Genomic DNA, 19,466 nt, shown 5'->3' with positions numbered 1-19,466 from the left:
GGTCTCACCAGGGAATCGGCCCGTCCTCGGCCAGAAGGGCGCCCGTCGGGCCGTCCTCGCCCGCCGTCGCCAGGTCAACGGCGATGGACGCGCCCTCTTCCGGCGTGCGTATCCCGCTGTGGCGGTTGAGGTCGGTGGCGCAGTAACCGGGACTCACCGCGTTGACGAGGATCCCTTCGGCGCGCAGTTCATTGGCGTAGAGCACGGTGATGGCATTCAGCGCGCTCTTGGAGGTGCAGTAGGGGAGGAGGATCGAGGTGTAGTCGGCCCATGGGCTGCCCGGGTCGGCCTGGTGGGTGAGGGAGCCGAGTTCGCTGGACATGTTGACGATGCGTCCGGCGGTGGAGCGGCGGAGCAGGGGGAGCATCGCGTGGGTCACCGCGATGACGCCGAACACGTTGGTCTCGTAGACCTGCCGGACCGTGGTGGCGACGGTTTCGCTCGGCTTTTGTGGTCCGGGGGCGATCGCGGCGTTGTTGACGAGGATGTCGAGGCGGCCGAACGTGGCGTCGATGTGCCGGGCGGCGGCCTGGACCGAGGTCTCGTCGGTGACGTCCAGCGGTACGAACCGTACGTCGGCGCCGCCCGCGCGGAGTTCCTCGGCTGCCGCCTCGCCACGCTCGGCGTTGCGTGCACCGATCAGCACGGTGATGCCGAGGGCCGCGAGCCTGCGTGCCGTTTCCTTGCCGATGCCCTTGTTCGCGCCGGTGATCAGAGCGGTCTTCTGTGAAGTCGTCATGGCACCCACCCTCCCCTCGCCCATGGGCGTCAGGGAAAGACCGGATGGCTCTGGATCTATAGTCCACGGATATGAATGAGCTGGAAGTGCGGGAGCTGAGGTACTTCATCGCGGTCGCCGAGGAACTGAACTTCAGCCGGGCCGCTGGGCGCCTGGGTATGGCTCAGCCCCCGCTGTCGAAGGCGATCGCGCAGATGGAGTCCCGGCTCGGGGTACGCCTGTTGGAGCGCACCACCCGGCAGGTGAGGTTGACCAACGCCGGTCAGGTGCTGCTCGACCAGGCCCGGATCGCGGTCGACGCGGTGCACGCGGCGGCCCGGCGAGCACGCCGGGCCGGTCAGCCGACACCCCGGCTCGTCGTGGCGGTCAAGCCGGCAGGCGATGCCGGGCTGCTGCGGGAGATCCTCGCCGCCTACCGGGGAACGGGTTCGCATCTGCCGCCGCCCGAAGTCGTCGTCGGCGGCAGTGGGGAGCCGATCGCCATGCTGCGGGACGGTCGTGCCGACGTAGCGCTGCTGCGCAGCCCGTTCGACGGTCAAGGGCTGGATTGCCAGACCCTCGTGGTCGAGCCGAGACTGGCCGTCCTCCCCGCCGGGCACCGCCTGGCGGGACGCCGGCGACTGCGGCTGAGCGACCTCAAGGGTGAACCGATCCCGCGTTGGCAGGGGGCCGCCCCCCGCGACACCGCCTACTACACCGGATACGACGGAGCGGAAGCAGGCGATGGCCACGCGGGCTCGGCGTCCGCCGACAACACTCACGAGGGGCCGATCGTGGCCGGCGTCGAGCAACTCCTGGAAGTGGTCGCGCTGGGGCAGGCAGTGGCGTTCCTGGCACGCTCCACCACCGAGCGACACCAGCGTCCGGACATCGTCTACCGGCCGGTGATCGGTCTCAGTCCCAGTGAGGTCATGGTCGCCTGGCCGGAGACCTCGCGATCCGCGGCCGTCGCCGCCTTCGTCCAAGCCGCACACGACGTCGCCGCCCACCACCCCGACCACATGACGGGACTGGCCGCCTACTGACCGGGGCACTCACCCCTCGCCATGACGATCACCGCAGGACCAATTTCAGACGACCACCAGCACGAAGAACGGCCGGCCTTCGGGGAAGCAGCCTTGGCCTGTTCGAGGCAGTCAGTCCTTCAATCGAGTGGCAATCCCGCTCAGGGCGTGGGACTCGGCGACGCCCATCCGCGTGCGGACGAGTATTCGCATCATCGCCGCGCCTGCCACCACGGCGCAGAGATGCAGCACCACCGCGACGGTGATGTTCTCCGGCGGCGTGACATCGGCCGGATCCGCCATCGCCACATAGAGCATGAGGGGCAGCTTCCAGGCGCTCCATGCGAACAGTGAGCCTGATCCGACCCACCCCAGTGTCAGCGGGAGCCAGCGCGGCAACCCGGCGGGACGCGCCCGGGTGACCGTCCAGATGCCGGCTGATCCTGCGAGTGCCCAGAATCCCCAGACAGCGGCCAGCACGTACCAGTCGGTGTTCCGCTGGGCCGGGTGGGCGATTCCCAGAGTGCCTCCGGCCGCCCAGTAGAGCCAGACCAGGCCGACTACGGCACCGACGGCAGCCGCCCACGGCGGCACCGTGCGCGGCCCGTCACCGACGCGCCCGATGAACGCATCCGGCCAGCGGCGCCGCAGATACGCCGGGACGGCGAGGGCCAGCCCCAGCCCCATCCCCACGAAGGCGAACTCGACCAGCACGCCCTCCCAGACAGGCATGGCCGGGTCGTCACCGGCGCCGCCCCGCGCGTCACCGCCCACGTTCAGGAGCGCACTGAACAGACCGAAAGGCAGCACCGAAACGAGGAACCCCGACCCCACCCAGGAACAAAAGGCGACCAGAACCCCCGGTATCCGCATCCCCCACGGCCGCACCAGCGCGAGCGCCAGAGCAATCCCGATCACCGCCATGCCGACCGTGACCGTGTTGAGCACCACCCACTCCGTCAGTCCGAACCCATTGCCGATCGGCAGCACCCCCACGAGAGAGCCGACCACCCACGAGACTTTGATCAGCAAGTACGGCGACAGCGCCAGAGCAGCCCCATACGCCGCGTTCCGCCCGACCTGATCCCAGCGATCCACCCGAACTCCCCCTCCATCAGCAGGAATTCCAGCATCCGGCCTCAGCGGCCCGGATACGTCCCCCACAGGAGGCATCCGCCTCCCCCACACGGGGGAGGCGGCGGGCGCGGACGGAGGCCAGGGATGGGGGTAGCCCCCCGGTCGGTGGCTGACCGGATGCTCGAAGGATCACCGGGTTCATACGGTTGTCTACATGTTGGGGCGGACAGCACACGCCACCGTCGCCGGCGGTCTCGCCCTGGGCGCCCCCGGCGCCCGCCGAACGGTGACACGGCATCCGCAATGCCACCGAGCCGGGAGCCGCCTGCCCCCAGACCGGCTCGATCCCACCGGTCGGCAGCCGGTCCGACGACGAGGACTGCCTCTTCGTGAATGTCACCGCCCCACGCGCCGCCGCCGAGCCGCGGCCGGTGATGGCGGCGCCCGGCGACTCGCCGGCGAGGGCGATGTCGTCGTCGTGACGGTCAACTCGGTGGTCGCCCAGTGCGGGTGGGAGTCCAGGCGGAGGCTGAGGCGGAGCAGCTCCATGCGCATGGCATGGCCGTCCGCCGGGGGCTGCTCGCCAGCCGGTTGAAGATCCTCGTCCATTGCTACTGGAGGGCTACCAGGTCGTCCGGGAACCCGGCGGCCGGTGGCGGGTCGCCCGGGTCGGCGCTCACGCCGCCGTCGCCCAGATACGGCTTCGGGCGCGGCGCCGGAGCTCGACGCGGGCGGCCGTGGAGCGGCCCGGGACGGTCCAGAAGGGGTGGGCGGCGATGGTGCAGGAGAGGGTGATGAGCCGGCGGCGGAGTGTGGTGGTACCGGTGTGTGCGGGCTGACGGGCCAGGTCGGCGTAGGTGCGCAGCCATGCGGCCTGGAGGTCGAGCAGGTCGTCGGGGAAGCGGATGGACGTCATCCACTAATTAGAGCAGCTGTTCGAATTTATTGGCCAGCGGCAGCCCGTCCTCCATCCGGGTGTACCTCGGTATCGGGCAGGTCCGCCGAGTGCGCGGTGTGAGGTCTCCCCGCTCGTGGCGTGTCGGTCTCGCGCGGCCTGGGTGCTCTTCGCAGTCCCACGGCCTCACGCGGCCGAGGTCGAGATCATGCAGCCTGCCCGTGTCGGCCGAGTGCGCCACGCTGAGCCCCGAGAACAAGGAGTGCCGGCGAGCCCGCATCGTGCACCGTCGAGTCTCCAGCGCCGCGCTGGTCCATACTCCGGAGATCCGAGACATCCAAGACGTCCAAGACGTGCAAGACATCCACGGACGAAAGGCCGGCCCGTGCGGAAACTGATCTACGGCATGAACCTGACCCTGGACGGCTACATCGCCGCGCCCGGCGGCGACATCGGCTGGGGCGGATCGCCGAGCGACGAACTGTTCCAGTGGTGGCTCGACCACGAGCGGGAGAGTGGCCTGTCGCTGTACGGGCGCAAGTTGTGGGAGGCGATGAGCTCTTACTGGCCGACCGGCGACCAGCAGCCCAACGCCACTCCGGCGCAGGTCGAGTTCGCGCGGAACTGGCGGGACACGCCGAAGGTCGTGTTCTCGTCGACGATCGACAAGGTCGACTGGAACACCCGCCTGGTCACGGGCGACGCGATCGCCGAGATCACCCGACTCAAGGCCGAAGACGGCGGCCCGATGAACATCGGTGGTGCGACGCTCGCCGGAGCCGCCATGCGCGCCGGGCTGATCGACGAGTACGTGATCGCCACCCATCCCGTGCTGGTGGGCGGCGGTACGCCGTACTTCAGCGCGCTGGACGGCTGGGTGGACCTGAACCTGCTGGAGACGCGGACGCTTCCCGGCGGCGTGGTCCTGACCAGGTACGAGACGAGGCGCTGAGCAGCCTCCCGCCGGCTCACGGCTCGGACGGGTGTCCCCTCTCGCAGTCGTGGCAATTCCTCAGCCGGGATCCGCGCCGCCCGGGTGCGCGGTGTACCGCTCGGCTCCGGGGGCCCCGCTCCATGAGCCGGGCCCGCGGCCTGGATGGTGGTGATCCGGCCGTGCAGGACGCTGACGACCACCTCGGTGATCGGCATCTCGACGCCATGTCGGCGGGCGAGTCGGAGCACTGATTCCGCGGACTTGACGCCTTCGGCCGTCTGGCGGGTGGCGGCTGTGGCTTGGGCGAGGGTGAGGCCGCGGCCGAGATGTTCGCCGAAGGTGCGTTTCCGGGAGAGGGGCGGAGTGCGGGTGGCCATGAGGTCGCCGACTCCCGCGAGGCCGGAGAAGGTGAGGGGGTCGGCCCCGAGGGCGAGGCCCAGGCGAGCGGTTTCGGCGAGGTCCCGGGTGATGAGGACGGCTCGGGAGTTGTCGCCCAGGCGCATGCCGGTGGCCAGGCCGACGGCCGGCGCGATCGCGTTCTTGAGGGCGCCGCCGAGCTCGCATCCGATGACGTCGGTGGTGGTGTGGGACCGGAAGTACGGCGTGCGGGTGAGGGCCTGGAGCCGGGCTGCCACGGTTTCGCCGGCGCAGGCGATCGCGCAAGCCGCAGGCTGTCGCTCGGCCACCTCCCGGGCCCGGTTCGGACCCGACAGGACGGCCACGCGGTCGGAGGCAATCCCCGTCACCTCCGTGATCACCTGGCTCATCCGCATCCCCGTACCGGTCTCGATCCCCTTCATCAGGCTCACGACCACGGTGTCCTCCGCGAACAGCGGGGCCCAGCGGGTCAGGTTCTCGAGCAGGGTCCGCGCCGGGATGGAGACGATGACGATGTCGGCACCGCGAACGGCTCCCGCGGCAAGTGACTTCGAGCCTCATCTCGTGAACCGACATAGGCGAACCTCTCAAGCCGTCGCCCGCCGGACCGGATAGTTCCAGCGGGCGAGTGACCTGACGACGGTTTCGGCACCGATGGGGTTGGCGCTATGGACGAAGACCGCCCCGATCCGAAAGGGCCGTCCGTCGAAGGCGGCTTCTTCCATCAGGGTCACCACCGGCATGATGGTGTCGTCGCCGCCGAGGTCGTGGTCGAGCCACAGTTCGTCGATGAAGCCGTCACGGTGCTCCTCCAGAAGCCTGACCCCTTCGCGGCTGGTGCGGGCGATCCGCGTGGCCCGGGGCAGGGGGCGGAGGTCATCTATGCCGAGGACGACGGGCACGGGCGAGGCGGGGGCTTCTTTCACCGGTTTCACCGGGTGATTGTCCCAGGAGGTGGGCGAGATGCCCACGGAGAATCGAGGCCCTGCCGGGTACTGAGACCCTGTCGGGTACGGATCCGGCAGGCCCGTCCTCGCATCGCGGTGGGTAGTCTCGCGGCATGACCGCGACCTTCGACGCAGCAGTCCGCGCCCGCCTCCTCGCCCCCAACATCTGGTACGTCGGAACGGTGTTCGCCGACGGCGCACCCCAGGTCAGCCCCATGTGGGTGGATATGGAGGGCGAGGCGCAGCTGACCTTCAACACGTCGGTGGGCCGGGTGAAGGAGGAGAACCTCCGCAACGATCCGCGGGTCTACCTCTCGCACGCGGACGCCGCCGATCCGTACGACCGGGTACAGATCAGCGGTGTCGTGGCCCGCTTCGTCGAGGGCGACGAGGCGCGCGAGCGGATGGACCGACTGGCCCGCAAGTACCTGGGCTCCGAACGCTACGAGTGGATGATGCCCGGGGAACGGCGGGTCGCCGTGATCGTGAACCCCGTCAAGGTGCGACACGTCGTCGGCGTGGAACGCTTCCGCCCCGGCGGGCCCGTCCCCGCTCCCTGACCCGCCGGCCGCACCCGCAGACGGACGGGTCCGGCCGTCGGCCTCAGTCCGGGCGGGGGCCGATGACGGTGGCACCGTCATGCACCGGGCCCACCCACAACTCGACCGCGAAGTCGAAGAGCACCCGCGTGGCTGGAAGACCGACACTCAGGACAGACGACCTCCCTGAGATGTCGCCATGATGATCTGCCCGCCCGAACCACGAGGGCAAGGTGGGGTCGGCTTCCCCTCCGCGTGCGCGACGGCGGTGCCGTCCGCGCAACGCACGGTCCTATGTCCCGCACGTCCGGCCCGGCTTCGCCTCGTATCCGGCAGCGAAACCTCCCAGGCCCGCGCCGCCGCCGAGGACGCCGTACACCCGTGCACGTCCGACGCCGTCGCCCGCCTCCACCTCACCGGCTCCACCTCACCGGCTCCACCTCACCGGCTCCACCTCTCCACCGCGGTGCCCTCGCCGTCCGTGCCGGCCTGGGGCGCTGTCACCGGCCCAGGAGTGAACCGCCCCGGGGTGCCCGTCCCCACCCACTCCGCACGAGCGACGACCGCCGTCCGAGGCCAACCGTCGACATCGCCTCGACGCGGCCACGACTCACCAGGCACCGACGAACCATCAGAAAACCGTTGTGGCTGTGCAGGTCGGCTTCCGCTCCGGCACGACTTCCGCCTCTGCGAAGTTGCGGGTCGTCCTCGCCACCGACCCCGCCCTGAACCGGTAGGCGAGCAGCGTCCCGCTTCTGACAGGGTTCGTCGTATGAACTGCATCTTCTGCGAGCTCATCCGCGAAGACACCGCGAGGTGGGTGGCGCGTGACCAGGTGGCCTGTGCCTTTGCGCCGCTGGACCCGCTGGCGCCGGGTCATACTCTGGTCGTTCCGACGCTCCATTACGCCGGCGTCTTCGATACCCCGGCCGCCGTCCTCGCCGAGGTCATGGCACTTGTCCAGCGCGTGGCCGAGTCTTCTCGTACCGTCTTGAACGCTTCAGGCGTGAACATACTCAGCGCCAGCGGTCCGGGGTCGGAGCAGTCGGTGCCCCACCTGCACTTCCATGTGGTGCCGCGGTGGATGAACGACGGAATCTCGACCTGGCCGACCGGTGGCTCCGTCCACCACTTCGCGGGCGATCCCGTCGCACGGCTTGCCACGGCTTTGGCTTCGGGCCGGCACCCGGCGAGTTGAGTCAGGGACTGGCGTTCGAGAACGTCTTTCGCCCGGTGGCAGGAACGCTCCCCTCCTCACGAAGAAGCCTGGCAATCCGTCTACGTGGCATCGCCGGACCAGAGTCGGTCTGCGTACGACCAGCACCAGCCAGACCGATTCCCGCGTAGCCGGCTACAGAGACCACGACGCCCCCGCCGGCCGGCGGGGGCGCGGTGGCAGGTACTCAGGCTTGGGTCAGCCAGCCTTCTTCAAGACCGCCCAGAACGAACCCGTTCTCGAAGCGCACCTTGTACCTGATCTGAGCGCCGACTCCGGCGCCGAGCCCTCCGTGCTGAATGATCTGCTGACGGAGGTTGTCGATCACGCCGGCCGTGAAGCCGTCGAACCGGACGCCGCGTACTTGCTGTTCGAATTCCGCCAGCGCTTGCTGGGTCATGCTGCCGGCTTCCGTTGCCGAGCCCGTGACGACGCCCTGCAGGCCCTCGGCCAGCCACAGCGGGCCGGCGAAGCCGACCCTGCCCGGCGTGTCGTTCGCGGTGACCTGGACATCCCTGGTCAGCTTCACCTTCGCGCCGGTCTCGTACGGCATGGGTGTGCCCCCCCTCGTTCGATCTTGGCCATGATCATGGCAAGCGTAGTCGGGACACCATGGAAAGAGTTGGTGCCCGGCGAGATCAGGAGCCCCAGGAATTGGCGGCGGTACCACGGTCGTTCGCGCTCACCGCCCCCCGAGGTAGACCCGGCTGATCCCGCCTCCCAGGTCCTGGAGGGTGATGCCGATGCTCTGGAGCTTGGACCGGCGCTTGTCCCCGAAGCGCGGAGGGCAGACGCTGCCCGTGCGGGCGTTCGGCACGGTGTTCGGGGCTGGGCAGCCCCAGGTGCTCGAACGACACCGGGGACGGATGGTCTTTCGGGGGTTGTGGGGCGTGGCCTTCGACGGCTCTTCGAGGGGCAGATCGGCGGCGATGGCCTCGGCCGTTGTCGGCGTCCCAGTTTGTCCACGCCCGCCCCCTTCACGTCCTGGGCGTCCGCCGGAATCCGCACGTGCAGGTACGCGGCCGCTTCCCCGCCACCCACGCCCTCCAACCACCGCGGAGCAACGGTCCGGTTGTCCTTCGAGCCGGCGTGCGCCACGCGATGTCGGGCGTCGCAAGCAAGGGTGAACAACCTTGCACTTACGGGATGAGCCGGCTTCGCCTCACGGTGAAGGCGTCCTGCCCGTCCGGCGTCGTGACCCAGTACGGCGAGGTGGAAACCGTCACGATCTCGTCCCCGTCCGCCCTGGGTCAGTCACTGAATGAGGTCGAGGTCTTCTGAGGCTGCGTGGGATCATCTCGGCATGCGCCTGATAGCTGACGGAGTCACGCCGACCTCACGGTTGGTGCTGGTGAAGGACCTTGAGACTGACGACGCGTACACCTTCGAGTTGGCGAGCCCGCTCTTCCTCGCTGCCGGCGATCGAGTCGCTTTCGAAGACGGCGACCTCGTAGTCGTACAGGCCAGTGGCGTGCGGCGCTCGCCGGCCGGGGATTGGTCCACTCGTTGCGGGTCCGGATCTCTGCGCCGTCGGTAGACGCTTTTCCTCGAACGATGTGTCCCGCTTGATCACTCGGTTCGGTATCCGCCGTACGTGGAAACGGCCTTCGCCTGAAAATGCGCTCCGACCAAGGAACGCACACGTTCATGGGGGCCGACTCTTGTCCGCGGACAAAAGTCGGCCCCCATGAATGACGAACGTTCTCCTCCTCCGGGAAGTGATGCCGCCGAGATCGGGGAACACCTACAGGCGCGTGTAGGGCCGTGGTTGTGCTCGGCTTGGGGTGCCCTGATCGGACCCGGACGTGACGTCCTCGCGACAGGGTCCGCGGTAACCCGTTCGCGTGACGAAGCCCCGGCCACGTACCTTCCGCGTATGACCAGGACAACGCCGGCCCGGCCGGTTGCCGTGGAGGCCGTGTTCCCGGAGCTGGCGGCGTATCGAGGGCGGACGACCCGCCTGCACCCGCGGCCGGGCCGGCCCGGACGGCACGACAGTCATGTCGGCGGACCGATGCTGTGGCCGATCGACGAACCGTGGCCGGTCTGCCGCGAACCGCACGCGCCCGAGACCGAGGGGTACGCACCGAAGGAGATCCGCGCCGCCCGGGCGGCGGGGGTGTGGCCTCGGAGCCGTCCATGGCCCGGCGCCGGCGGCCCGGGCGAGGGCGGACCGACGCCCTTCGTGGGGCTCGCCCAGTTCTTCGGCAGGGACGTCCCCGGCCTTGCCGCCGGTCCCGGCGGTGCGGATCTGGTGCAGCTCTTCCGCTGCCCCCGCACCCACGGCCCGTACCTGGAGCGGGAGTACCTCCTGAGGTGGAGGCCGGCCGCGCAGACCGAACGTGCCGACCGCTTCCTTCCTGCAGCGCCTGAAGTTCCCTTGCTGCGGTGGGAGCACGAACTCCCCGAACCCTGTGTCGTGCACCCCGAGGAGGTGGACACCTATCCGTGGGCGGAGGACGACACGCTGCCTGCGGCTCTGATCGCCCGCATCGACGCCTGGGACGACGCTCAGACGGCAGCCGGCGGCCGGTACGCCCCGAACTACCAGGGCGCCCTCTCGATCCCGCCCGGCTGGCGGGTTGGCGGCTATCCCAGTTGGGCGTCGACAGGCCCGCTGGACATCGCGTGCGCGACGTGCGAGACCCCGATGCGGCTCCTGCTGACGGCCGGAGGCGAAGAGATGGACCCCGACTCGCACAGCTGGATGCCGCTGGAGGACCGCGATCCGTCACTACAGGGGATGGCCTCGATCCGGGGCGGCCAGTCCGTCGCCCAACCCACCCGACTCCGCTTCGGCCGTGACCGGGACCTGCACGTCTTCACCTGCCCGGCTGACCTGGGACACCCACCCCAATGGGTGCTCTCCTGATCCGTCCCAAGGGCCACGGAACCGGCGGGCGGCGCGGTGTACCGGCCGCGAGATCGCGGGCGGCGGCAGCGGCGTCCGCCGCTGCGACCGCGTCGTGGGCTTCGGGCTGAACGAGCGGTAGGTGGCCTTCCCTACCGTGATCGGGGCGGGGTAGTCGTTTCGCAGGCCGAGCAGCCCCGGGTCTGCCACCGGCTCCTTCGGAAACGACGGGAAGAGGTGGACTGCCGGAGCATGCGCAGTTGCCGGCCCGTCTGACAGGACACGTTCTTCCACTTCGGCCACCCGGCGGGCACGTTCCTCGAAGTACGCGAGGGCCCTGGGCCCAGCGCGGAGCGGCGCCGCGAGAGCGGGATGGCAAGGAACGCGGCGCGGACTGCCGCCCGGTTGTCCTCCGTCCGATCGGCGAGGAAGGCATCGACGGCGGCCAGGCAGCGACCTCTGGAATCAGGCCGCTCGTTCAGCCGGTCGACCGTGCCGCGGACTTCGGCGGCCGGCATGTCAGGGGTGAGCCGGCTCTGGGGCTCGCTGAAGCGCGGCACGCCGTGCGCGTGGAGCCCGGGTTGAGGCGCGGACTCATGTCCGCGGACAAAAGTCGGGCCGGTCTACCCGGCGGTGAGCAACCTCCATGCGAGGGCTCGCAGTTCCTCGTCCGGGTGGGTGTCCTCCGAGAACGGGGTGTCGCTCAGCAGGCGGAGTGGGGAGAAGGCGAAGGCCCGGAGTGTGGGGCGGAGGTGCTCGGGGACCTCGCCGATGCCCGCGAGGGCCTTCAGGGCACTGAGCCCGACCGGAGTGGCGGAGAGCAGGTCGGCGAGAACGGGCAAGGCCCGGTCGGGGGATCCGGTGATGGCGTGGTGTGCTTCGGCGGCCGCCATGCGGGTCCAGTCGTAGCGGGCGGTCAGGAGCGGCTCGATGACCGGCAGCAGCGGGGCGGCGGCACGGCCGAGGGGGGTGAGGCCGGCCAGGTACCAGTGGGTCGGGCCCTTCGCCGTCGCGAGCAGGGTCTCGAAGGTGCGCAGCGCCGGCTCGGCCTCGCCGGTGAGCCGGTAGTGGGCCACGGCCGCCGCGATGTTGAGCGAGGGGTCGGTGCTCGCGGCGGCTCTGAGGAGCACGGTGGTGGCCTGCGGGCCAGGGATGCCGATGCGCCCGAGCAGGCGGGCGGCGACGACGGCACCGCGGCCGGTGTCGAGGCAGTCGATCACTTCGGGCTGGGCCTGCCCGGCCGCCGTACCGAACCGCTCCAGGGCGCCGATCAGGTCGATGGCCTCGTTGCCGGTCGCGCCTGCCGCCAGTGCGCTCCGGATCGCGGGTATCAGCCTGTCGCCGGCTTCTGCGAAGGACAGGGCGGCTGCCGTCAGCGTCTGCGGGTCGGGGCGGCGAAGTACCAGATCCAGGGCGCGGGGGTCGCGGGAGTGCGTCAGGGCGAGGAGTGCGGGTCCGGCGCTCTCCTCCTGCTCGGTGCGTGCGTACTCGTACAGTGCGTCGCGGAGTTCGGTGCGCGGCTCGGGGACGTGCCGGATCCAGCGGCCGATGGTGCTCAGGCCGTGTGCGGGGGTGCCCGCCCCGCGCCGGTGGGGCAGGGCGGCGAGCAGCAGGTCCAGGGATTCGGGCTCGCGGTCGCGCCAGGTCTCCATGATCCGCCGGGCGATCCAGGACCCGCGGGATCCGATGTCCCCCTTGGCGATCCAGCCGGCCGCGACGGTGAGGGCGGCGTCCGGGTCCTGGATGAGCAGGTCGGTGAGGTGCTGGTCCGGTGAGGCGGTGCCGGGCCAGGGGAAGCCGTCGTCCCCGGGGTCGGGGTCGGCGCCGTCCTCGGTGAGGACCTCCACGAGTCGGGGTGCGTACGGGGGCCCGGACCGCTCGGCGGCGAGCACCGCGGCGGCCAGGCGGACCTCGGGCAGCGGGCTGTCGAGGGCCTCCACCTCACTGATGCCGGACCGGGCCCGCACCACCATCGCGTCCGCTCGTACCGCTGCGACGGGGTCGGTGGCGTACAGACCGCCGATCCGGGCCAGTACCTCGGCCCGGAGTTCGGCGGGGAGCAGCTCGGCCACGGCGGCGATCACGCGGAGCACGGCCCGTCGCACGCCGCGATCGGTGTCGTCGAGGCAGGGCAGCAGCTCGGGGAGGACCCGGGCGAGCTCCGCGCAGATCGCGGCGACGGAACTGCCCGGCCAGCGTGGCGACTCGGTGTCCCCCGGGGCGTTGTCGGCGAGGGTGGCGAGCAGCATCAGCAGGTCCTCGCGCTTGGCCGGGACGTGGTGGGCCGCGTGGGCGAGGAAGGGGACGGCGGGGGCGGAGGCCGGGTAGACGGTGCCCTGGTGGTGGATGTTGCCGTAGAGCTCGTGGATCGCCTCGTCGACCGTCTCCTCATCGTCCTGATAGAGCGCCCTGATCAGCTCGGGCACGTCCTCGGCCGAGCCGTAGGCGTGGGTCAGGGTGTGCCACGGCACGTCGTCCAGTTCGGCCGGAGATCTCATGGGTCCGCGCTCCTCAGTTGATCAAGTGCGCCGAGCCTAGTGATCGCCACTGACAACGGGAGGGAGCCGTCTCTCGACCCAGGCGGTCTCGCGGCTCGGGTTCCGCTGCGTGAGCTCGAACGGTGGTGCCCTCGGTGTGTTCGCCGCGGCGCGGCGTGTGCAACGGAACGCCCCACACACCGACCGCGTCCGAGGCCGAGCGATGCTGGTGTGGCGGCCGATGGCTCCGCCTGGGCCGAGGCTGATGCTGTTGTCGGTCTGGTGCCGTCACCGAACTGCGCGGTGCCGCAGCGGTGTAGGCCAGTACTGGTGCGGGTGATGACCTCGTGGTCCGGGGTGCGCATGTCGTCGCACAGGTTGATCGCGGCCACTCTGATTGCCGCGGACAGGTGCGCCCGCGCGCCGGCGATCTGATCACGTCGTCCCCGACGATCGCCCGGGGGCGGACGAGTGCCGTCGGGTGGATACGGGCCGCCTCCCCGAGGCGGCGAGCGCCTCGCGGTGGAGCTCGGCCGGTGGGCAAGGAGGTCGGCGAGGTCGTGGGCGTCGAGGCTGCCGTACGGGGTTTCGGAGAGTGGGCCGCGGGTTGGGCGGCGGGTACGCTCGCCGTTTACCTGGTGCAGGGAAGGACGTGATGGGTGTGACCCGACCGCGCGTGGGCGTGGCCGTGCTGACGAGGGGCGACCGGATGCCCGAACTGCGGGCCCTGCTGGATTCGGTGGCCAAGCAGGACGAGGCCGCCGTACGGATCGTCGTGGTCGGAAACGGATGCGCTCTGCCCGGTCTGCCGGAGGGCGTGGTCGGGGTGGAGCTCGACGAGAACCTCGGTGTCGCGGGCGGGCGCAACGTCGCCTGGCGGCGGCTGCGGGAGTTCGGGGACGTCGACGTGCTGGTGGATCTGGACGACGACGGGTTGCTCGTCGACGCCGGTGTCGTGCGGCGGATCGCCGACCTGTACGAGGCCGGGGCGGGGCGGCTGGGCATCGTCAGCTTCCGGATCGCCGACGAGAGGGGCGAGACGCAGCGGCGGCACATTCCGCGGCTCCGGGCGAAGGATCCGATGCGGCGCGGACCGGTCACCACGTTCCTCGGCGGTGGCCACGCCCTGTCGATGCCGATGCTGGAGCGGACGGGCGGCTGGCCCGACGCGTTCTTCTTCACCCACGAGGAGACCGACCTCGCCTGGCGGGCGCTCGACGCCGGGTGGGAGATCCTCTACGAGCCCGCGCTCGTGCTCCAGCACCCCAAGACCTCGCCCGCCCGGCACGCGGTCTACTACCGGATGACCGCCCGCAACCGGGTCTGGCTGGCCAAGCGCCACTTGCCGGCGGTGCTCGTACCGATCTACCTGGCCACGTGGGCGGCATACACGCTGACGCAACGCCCGCCGCTGCACGGGCTCAGGGCGTGGTGGGCGGGCTTCTTCGAGGGCCTCCGGGTCCCGTGCCCGCCGCGGAGGCCGATGCGGTGGCGGACGGTGTGGCGGATGACGCGGCTGGGGCGGCCGCCGGTGATCTGAGACGGGGCTGACACGGAGACCCCCAACTGCCCCCCGTGCGCGCGGGGATGACCCCAGGGGGGATGCGCGGCGTAGGGACGCGTTCGCCGCCGATGGCTCGGGGAGCCGCAGCAGGAATAGCGCCGCGCGGCGACCGGCGTGGCGCGGATAGCCTGCGCGCATGAAGCGGATGCAGCGGGCCGCCGGCACGGTCGTCGGATCAGCGGTGGGCGACGCTCTGGGCGGCCCGTTCGAGTTCGGTCCGCGGGGAGCGTTCTCCGCGCGGTTTCCGGCGCCCGGTGCCGGTGGCGAGATGTGCGGTGGCGGCGGCTGGGACCCCGGCGAGGCCACGGACGACACGCAGATGGCCGTCCTGGTCGCGGAGTCCCTTCTGGATCGGGGCGGACTGGACCTGCCCGACATCTTCGCGCGCTTCCAGCGGTGGGCGGCATCGGAGCCGAAGGACATCGGTTTGCAGACCGAGGACGTCCTGACCAACGGCATGCCCTGGGACCTCGCCGCCACGATCCATTTCCAGGTCAACCAGCGAGCGGCGGGAAACGGCTCCTTGATGCGGGCATCGACCTCAGCCGTCCACTTCGCGCCCGCCGGCCAAGAAGCCACCATGGACGCGGCCCGCCGCATCGCCGCCCTCACCCACGGCGACCGCGCCGCCTGGGAAGGCACCGCGATCTTCCACGAGCTCATCCGCGTCACGCTCCAGGACACCGACCCCCTCAGCGCACTCCCGGGCATCCTGGCTCTGGTACATCCCGACCACCGCGACCGCTACGCCACGGTCCTCGCTCCCGATTGGCACCCCGACCAGGCCACCGAGTTCAACGGCGCCGTCTGGCCCTGTCTGGGCTCCGCCGTCTGGGCGCTGCGCACCACCACCGGCTTCGAGGACGCGATACGCGCGGCGATCGACCTCGGCGGTGACACCGACACCGTCGCCGCGGTGACCGGAGGCCTCGCGGGGGCGTACTACGGGTTCGACGCGATCCCCGCCCACTGGACCCGGCCCCTCCACGTCCCCCTCCCGGGATCCGAGGGACGGGTGCTGTACCTGGCAGATCTGCTCCACCTCGCGGACCGCCTCGGAGGCTCTGCGATCCCGGCCAACGAGCCGCCGGACCAGCCGGGTACGGAGCAATCCGACAGGATCGGTGACACGAGTGCCACGCAGCCCGATGTCGTCGTAAGCCCGTAGCCGCTCCACGGCCAGGGCGGCACGGGCGGGCGAGGTGCCCGATGGTGAGGAGGTCGTCGTGTACACCCTGCTCGACCGGGGTGTCGGTCCGGCCGTCGGTGTGGCGTGCCGGCCGGGGCGGATCCGGTCGGTGAGGTCGTTGAACGCCTTGGCTCCGTGGGCGCGGTGCGTCGCTAGCGCTTGTCCTGCGGGTGCGGTCCCGTCGCGTACGGGTTCGGCTCGTCGTCCGCGAGTACGCCCACGAAGGGTTCACCCTCTCCCGCGAAGGTGTACGCGCCGCCTTCGATCCGCTCGATCAGACCGCGCGTCCATTCCGCGCCGGCATCGGCCGAGTGCACCCACAGGTTCATGATCTCGCCGATGTGCCCGAGCTGCTCGGGGCCCCCCTCCGGCGTGTAGTACCCGGTGACCGCGGACCGCCACTGTTCGAGCCCCGCGATCCTCTTCCTGAGGAGTGCGACGGCCTCGTCCCGCGGCAGGTCGACGATGAAGCCGATGCCGGCCGAGAGCACGTCGGTCTTCTGCTCGTGTGAACTCAGGGCCTCGCGGAGCAGCGTGAAGTACTCCTCGGTTCCCTTGTCGTTGATCTCGTACTCGACGCGGGGCGGGCCGCCGACGGTGCTCGGTGCGACCTCGTGGGCGACGAGGAGTCCCTGCTTCGCCATCTGCTTGAGCGCGTGGTAGATCGAGCCCGGCTTGGCGTTGGACCACTCGTGGGCCCCCCAGAACTCCAGGTCGTTGCGCACCTGATAGCCGTGCGCCCGCCCGTGTTGACGGACCGCGCCGAGGATCAGCAGCCGGATCGCTGACATGTGCGTCTCCCCTCGGGTCATTCGGCCAGCGCCACTGTACAAGTTTGACCAGAGGGTCGGGGATGGGGTGGCGTCCGTAGGTAATCAAGTTTGACTAGTGGGCCGCGAGGGCGTACCTTCGGCGTGCTAGTCAAGTTTGACTACTGCCTCGGGAGGGTGTTTTGTCCGACCACGATTCGGCGATCGTCGTCGAAGGCCTGCGGAAGAGGTACGGCGACAAGAAGGCCCTCGACGGCCTCGACCTCACCGTCCGGGCCGGGACCGTCCAAGGGATCCTCGGCCCGAACGGCGCCGGCAAGACCACGGCCGTACGCGTCATGTCCACGCTGCTGCGCCCCGATGAGGGACGGGTCGAGGTGGCGGGAGTCGACGTCAGGACCCGCGCCGACGAGGTGCGCTCGCTGATCGGGCTGCTCGGCCAGAACGCCGCCGTCGACGAGGAGCTCGGCGGCCGCCAGAACCTGGAGATGTTCGGCCGCCTCCACCACCTCGGCGCACGCCGCGCCGGCGCGCGGGCCGACGAGCTCCTGGCACGCTTCGGGCTCGCCGATACCAAGGCCGTCAAGCAGTACAGCGGCGGTATGCGGCGGCGCCTCGACCTGGCGGCGTCCCTCATCTCCCGGCCGCAGGTGCTCTTCCTGGACGAGCCCACGACCGGGCTCGACCCCCGAGGCCGCACCGAGGTGTGGAACGCGGTGCGCTCGCTGGTGGGCGGCGGGACGACCGTTCTGCTGACCACGCAGTACCTGGAGGAGGCCGACCAACTGGCCGACCGGATCGCGGTGGTCGACCACGGAAAGGTCATCGCGGAGGGCACGGCGGACGAGCTGAAGTCCAGGACGGGCGGTGACCGCATCGACGTGGTCCTGCGCGACACGGCCCAACTGGCGCGCGTGGTCTCTCTCCTGCCCGGTGACGTGGTCGTGGACGAGGACCGGCGGATGGTCAGTGCCCCGGTCGTCGACCGGATGGCCGCGCTGACCGGGACCGTACGGGCGCTGGAGGTGGCCGGCATCGAGGCGGAGGACGTCGCGGTACGCAGGCCGACGCTCGACGAGGTCTTCATGCACCTGACGAAGGGGGACGCGGCGTGAGCGTGACGCAAGGTGTGAGCACGGAGTACGGCACGGACACGGACACGGACACGGGCATGGGCGCGGGCACGGGCACGGGTACAGGTTCGAAGCTGCGTTGGGCGGCCGTCGACTCCTGGACCATGACCAGGCGTGAACTGGCCCACTGGGCGCGCCGGCCCGTTCAGGTGGTGGTCGGCCTGGTCTTCCCGGTGATGATGCTGCTGATGTTCAGCTACCTGATCGGCGGCGGACAGGGCGTCGACGGGGACTTCAAGGCCTACCTGTTGCCCGGGATGCTCACCATGACCATGGCCTTCGGCCTCGAGTCGACGATGCTCTCGGTCACTCAGGACCTCGGGAAGGGTGTCATCGACCGGTTCCGGTCGATGCCCATGAACTCGGGCGCGGTCCTGGTCGGACGGAGCGTCGCCGACATGCTGCAGTCGGCGGTCGGCCTGGCCGTGATGATCGCGGTCGGGTACGCGGTCGGCTGGCGCTGGCACGGAGGATTCGGCTCCTTCTTGGGGGCGGTGGGACTGCTGTTGCTGCTGAGGTTCGCGATGCTGTGGATCGGCATCCACCTGGCGATGGTCGCCGGCAAGCCGGAACTGGTACAGGCGGTGCAGATCCTGGTCTGGCCGGTCAGCTTCCTCTCCAACGCCATCGCCTCGCCCGCATCGATGCCGGCGTGGCTGGGCGCGATCGTGGAGTGGAACCCGATGTCCGCGACGGCGACGGCCGTACGAGGCCTGTTCGGCAACCCGGGTGCGGACGGGGACTCATGGGCCGTGGCCCACGCGGAACTCCTCGCGGTGGCCTGGCCGGTGGCCCTGACCGCGGTGTTCTTCCCACTGGCGGTGAAGCGGTTCCGGGACCTGAGCCGCTGAGGGACCGAACGACAGCCCACTCGAACAGGGCGGCGCCAGGGGTGCTCCGCCAGGTCCCAGAGGGGATTGAGGGGAGGGGCGGGGGAGGGGACGGTCAGTGCCCGACGTCGACCAGGCCCGGCGCCTGCATGTTCGCCTGTCATGCCTCCAGGTTCTCCGTCACGGGCACGCACTCGGCGAGCAGGTCGACGACGTCGTGCCAGGCTCGCTGCGCGTGCCGCGGGTGGTGGCCGACGCCGGGGACCGTGGGGTGGTCGACCGTTGGGTGGTGGAAGGCGTGCAAGGCGCCGCCGTAGACCGTGAGGCGCCAGTCGACACCCGCGGACTGCATCTCGGCGGTGAACGCGTTCCGTTGCGCGGGCGGCATGATCGGGTCTTCCGACCCGACCCCGGCCCACACCGGGCAGCGGATGCGCGCCGCCTCGCCCGGCCGGCCCGTGGTCAGTGCGTTGACCGTCCCGATCGCGCGCAGGTTGACGCCGGCGCGCCCGAGTTCCAGCCCGACGGCGCCCCCGGTGCCGTATCCGATGGCGGCGATCCGGTCGGGGTCGGTCCGCGGTTCGGTGCGCAACACGTCGAGCGCCGCATGGCCGATGTCCCGCATCCGGTCGGGGTCGGCGAGCAGTGGCATGCAACGGGCCAGCATCTCCTCGGGGTCACCCAGATAGCGACCGCCGTGAAGGTCGAAGGCCAGCGCCACGTATCCCAGTTCGGCGAGAGCGTCGGCCCGGCGGCGCTCGACGTCGCTCAGCCCCATGCCCTCCGGTCCGAGCAGCACCGCGGGCCGGCGGTCGATGCCGGCCGGGAGCGCGAGGTGCCCGATCATCGTCAAACCATCGGCCGGGTATTCGACCGTACGCGTCGTGATCGTCGTGATCGTCGTCATGAGACCGGACGGTAGT

At 70.5% G+C, this 19,466-nt stretch carries 20 protein-coding genes and 1 pseudogene; 11 read left to right on the top strand and 10 right to left on the bottom strand.

Features of this window, described 5'->3' with window-relative positions; genetic code table 11:
- Window positions 1-4: 4 nt before the first annotated feature.
- Window positions 5-739, bottom strand: a complete 735-nt coding sequence (locus ACFYYJ_RS17845; protein WP_385130091.1) for an SDR family oxidoreductase — start codon at window positions 737-739, stop codon at window positions 5-7.
- A 71-nt stretch (window positions 740-810) separates the two neighbouring features.
- On the opposite strand from ACFYYJ_RS17845, the gene ACFYYJ_RS17840 reads away from it, so the two are divergent.
- Window positions 811-1,764 carry a LysR family transcriptional regulator gene (locus ACFYYJ_RS17840; RefSeq protein WP_389133443.1) on the top strand — a complete coding sequence of 318 codons (954 nt, stop codon included), beginning with the start codon at window positions 811-813 and terminating at the stop codon, window positions 1,762-1,764.
- Between the two features lie 111 nt (window positions 1,765-1,875).
- Here the strand turns inward: ACFYYJ_RS17840 and ACFYYJ_RS17835 are convergent, their stop codons facing one another.
- Window positions 1,876-2,841, bottom strand: a complete 966-nt coding sequence (locus ACFYYJ_RS17835; protein ID WP_389133439.1) for a hypothetical protein — start codon at window positions 2,839-2,841, stop codon at window positions 1,876-1,878.
- Between the two features lie 275 nt (window positions 2,842-3,116).
- On the opposite strand from ACFYYJ_RS17835, the gene ACFYYJ_RS17830 reads away from it, so the two are divergent.
- Window positions 3,117-3,302, top strand: coding sequence for a carboxylesterase family protein (locus ACFYYJ_RS17830; RefSeq protein WP_389133528.1), 186 nt, complete (start codon window positions 3,117-3,119; stop codon window positions 3,300-3,302).
- A 194-nt stretch (window positions 3,303-3,496) separates the two neighbouring features.
- On the opposite strand, the gene ACFYYJ_RS17825 is transcribed toward ACFYYJ_RS17830, so the two are convergent.
- A complete protein-coding gene (locus ACFYYJ_RS17825) occupies window positions 3,497-3,736 on the bottom strand; it encodes a hypothetical protein (protein WP_389133437.1) in 240 nt (79 codons plus the stop codon).
- 364 nt (window positions 3,737-4,100) lie between these two features.
- On the opposite strand from ACFYYJ_RS17825, the gene ACFYYJ_RS17820 reads away from it, so the two are divergent.
- Window positions 4,101-4,667 carry a dihydrofolate reductase family protein gene (locus ACFYYJ_RS17820; protein WP_385130096.1) on the top strand — a complete coding sequence of 189 codons (567 nt, stop codon included), beginning with the start codon at window positions 4,101-4,103 and terminating at the stop codon, window positions 4,665-4,667.
- 161 nt (window positions 4,668-4,828) lie between these two features.
- On the opposite strand, the pseudogene ACFYYJ_RS17815 reads toward ACFYYJ_RS17820, so the two are convergent.
- Together ACFYYJ_RS17815 and ACFYYJ_RS17810 are read right to left on the bottom strand one after the other, a co-directional pair.
- Window positions 4,829-5,569 (bottom strand): annotated as a pseudogene (locus ACFYYJ_RS17815) (NAD(P)H-dependent glycerol-3-phosphate dehydrogenase); the annotation flags it as partial.
- 45 nt (window positions 5,570-5,614) lie between these two features.
- Entirely contained in the window at window positions 5,615-5,998 is a 384-nt protein-coding gene (locus ACFYYJ_RS17810; protein ID WP_389133435.1) for a cyclic-phosphate processing receiver domain-containing protein, read from the bottom strand.
- Window positions 5,999-6,087: 89 nt separating this feature from the next.
- Between ACFYYJ_RS17810 and ACFYYJ_RS17805 the strand changes: the two genes are divergently transcribed.
- Both ACFYYJ_RS17805 and ACFYYJ_RS17800 read left to right on the top strand, forming a co-directional pair.
- Entirely contained in the window at window positions 6,088-6,534 is a 447-nt protein-coding gene (locus ACFYYJ_RS17805; RefSeq protein ID WP_385366115.1) for a TIGR03618 family F420-dependent PPOX class oxidoreductase, read from the top strand.
- Between the two features lie 751 nt (window positions 6,535-7,285).
- Complete coding sequence (locus ACFYYJ_RS17800) at window positions 7,286-7,711, top strand: HIT family protein (protein WP_389133433.1); 426 nt, start codon at window positions 7,286-7,288, stop codon at window positions 7,709-7,711.
- 205 nt (window positions 7,712-7,916) lie between these two features.
- Here the strand turns inward: ACFYYJ_RS17800 and ACFYYJ_RS17795 are convergent, their stop codons facing one another.
- Both ACFYYJ_RS17795 and ACFYYJ_RS17790 read right to left on the bottom strand, forming a co-directional pair.
- Window positions 7,917-8,282, bottom strand: coding sequence for a hypothetical protein (locus ACFYYJ_RS17795; protein ID WP_389133429.1), 366 nt, complete (start codon window positions 8,280-8,282; stop codon window positions 7,917-7,919).
- A gap of 129 nt (window positions 8,283-8,411) precedes the next feature.
- Window positions 8,412-8,546 (bottom strand): hypothetical protein, encoded by a 135-nt coding sequence (locus ACFYYJ_RS17790; RefSeq protein WP_389133426.1) that lies wholly within the window; start codon window positions 8,544-8,546, stop codon window positions 8,412-8,414.
- Between the two features lie 329 nt (window positions 8,547-8,875).
- Between ACFYYJ_RS17790 and ACFYYJ_RS17785 the strand changes: the two genes are divergently transcribed.
- Window positions 8,876-9,010 carry a hypothetical protein gene (locus tag ACFYYJ_RS17785; RefSeq protein ID WP_385366118.1) on the top strand — a complete coding sequence of 45 codons (135 nt, stop codon included), beginning with the start codon at window positions 8,876-8,878 and terminating at the stop codon, window positions 9,008-9,010.
- Window positions 9,011-9,605: 595 nt separating this feature from the next.
- Window positions 9,606-10,601, top strand: a complete 996-nt coding sequence (locus ACFYYJ_RS17780) for a hypothetical protein (RefSeq protein ID WP_389133423.1) — start codon at window positions 9,606-9,608, stop codon at window positions 10,599-10,601.
- A 602-nt stretch (window positions 10,602-11,203) separates the two neighbouring features.
- On the opposite strand, the gene ACFYYJ_RS17775 is transcribed toward ACFYYJ_RS17780, so the two are convergent.
- The gene (locus tag ACFYYJ_RS17775) at window positions 11,204-13,078 is read right to left on the bottom strand and encodes a hypothetical protein (RefSeq protein ID WP_389133421.1); all 1,875 of its coding nucleotides are present in this window, start codon (window positions 13,076-13,078) and stop codon (window positions 11,204-11,206) included.
- A gap of 634 nt (window positions 13,079-13,712) precedes the next feature.
- Between ACFYYJ_RS17775 and ACFYYJ_RS17770 the strand changes: the two genes are divergently transcribed.
- Window positions 13,713-14,597 carry a glycosyltransferase family 2 protein gene (locus ACFYYJ_RS17770; RefSeq protein ID WP_389133418.1) on the top strand — a complete coding sequence of 295 codons (885 nt, stop codon included), beginning with the start codon at window positions 13,713-13,715 and terminating at the stop codon, window positions 14,595-14,597.
- A 160-nt stretch (window positions 14,598-14,757) separates the two neighbouring features.
- Entirely contained in the window at window positions 14,758-15,789 is a 1,032-nt protein-coding gene (locus ACFYYJ_RS17765) for an ADP-ribosylglycohydrolase family protein (RefSeq protein ID WP_389133416.1), read from the top strand.
- A 173-nt stretch (window positions 15,790-15,962) separates the two neighbouring features.
- Here the strand turns inward: ACFYYJ_RS17765 and ACFYYJ_RS17760 are convergent, their stop codons facing one another.
- Complete coding sequence (locus tag ACFYYJ_RS17760) at window positions 15,963-16,601, bottom strand: PadR family transcriptional regulator (RefSeq protein ID WP_389133414.1); 639 nt, start codon at window positions 16,599-16,601, stop codon at window positions 15,963-15,965.
- 161 nt (window positions 16,602-16,762) lie between these two features.
- On the opposite strand from ACFYYJ_RS17760, the gene ACFYYJ_RS17755 reads away from it, so the two are divergent.
- The gene (locus ACFYYJ_RS17755; RefSeq protein ID WP_389133411.1) at window positions 16,763-17,695 is read left to right on the top strand and encodes an ATP-binding cassette domain-containing protein; all 933 of its coding nucleotides are present in this window, start codon (window positions 16,763-16,765) and stop codon (window positions 17,693-17,695) included.
- A gap of 56 nt (window positions 17,696-17,751) precedes the next feature.
- The gene (locus ACFYYJ_RS17750; RefSeq protein ID WP_385366627.1) at window positions 17,752-18,564 is read left to right on the top strand and encodes an ABC transporter permease; all 813 of its coding nucleotides are present in this window, start codon (window positions 17,752-17,754) and stop codon (window positions 18,562-18,564) included.
- Between the two features lie 139 nt (window positions 18,565-18,703).
- Here ACFYYJ_RS17750 and ACFYYJ_RS17745 read toward each other — a convergent pair whose 3' ends face one another.
- Window positions 18,704-19,441: a dienelactone hydrolase family protein gene (locus tag ACFYYJ_RS17745; RefSeq protein ID WP_389133524.1), complete on the bottom strand. Its 738-nt coding sequence runs from the start codon at window positions 19,439-19,441 to the stop codon at window positions 18,704-18,706.
- Between the last annotated feature and the right edge of the window lie 25 nt (window positions 19,442-19,466).

Origin of the sequence: Streptomyces sp. NPDC002467 (assembly GCF_042889825.1) — a bacterium.
In the GTDB taxonomy this organism is placed as follows: domain Bacteria; phylum Actinomycetota; class Actinomycetes; order Streptomycetales; family Streptomycetaceae; genus Streptomyces.
Note: the sequence above shows the minus strand (reverse complement) of the source record. Positions and strands in the feature narration are given on the sequence as shown.